General features: G+C 30.6%; 1 protein-coding gene. It reads right to left on the bottom strand.

Annotated features, from left to right (window positions below; genetic code table 11):
• On the bottom strand, positions 1-594 hold a 594-nt coding region (locus AZI32_RS17455), incomplete at both ends, for a diadenylate cyclase (protein WP_206406656.1).

The following is a 594-nucleotide window of genomic DNA, read 5'->3' as shown; positions in this document are numbered from 1 at the left end:
GTTTTTGCCGTTCCCGTCATACCTGAAAGCTTTTTATACATTCTAAAATAATTTTGATATGTTATAGTTGCAAGTGTTATTGACTCTTCTTTTATTTCAACTCTTTCTTTAGCCTCTATAGCTTGATGAAGACCTTCTGAGTATCTTCTTCCTTCCATAACTCTTCCAGTAAATTCATCTACAATTTCAACTTTTCCATCTCTAACAACAACCGCCCCGTCATGAAGAGGTGTATTAGGTATAAATATATTTATTAATAACTGTCTAGATATCTCAGCATCAATTATAGTTCCAGTATTTATAACTTCCCCTATTCTAGTATCTCTTTCCATTATTATAAGGGCACCTATTTTTTGTCTTGATAATGAGTATAGACACTCAACTATTTCTTCTATATCTTTTTTAAGCTCATCCTCTGATATAGTATAATTATTTTTACCTAAAAAAGTAAATTTAGTTCTTCCTATATATTCAAGTCCAGATCTAAGCTCTGGTTGGAATATTATAAGGACTGCAATCAAACCTACTGTTAAAGTATTTTCTAACATCCAGTATAATGTATGTAAATTAAATATTTCACTGACTTTAGTCGCC

Origin of the sequence: Clostridium sp. ATCC 25772 (genome assembly GCF_001573875.1) — a bacterium.
GTDB classification, from domain to species: domain Bacteria; phylum Bacillota; class Clostridia; order Clostridiales; family Clostridiaceae; genus Clostridium_J; species Clostridium_J senegalense.
This window is presented reverse-complemented; position numbering and strand designations above follow the sequence as displayed.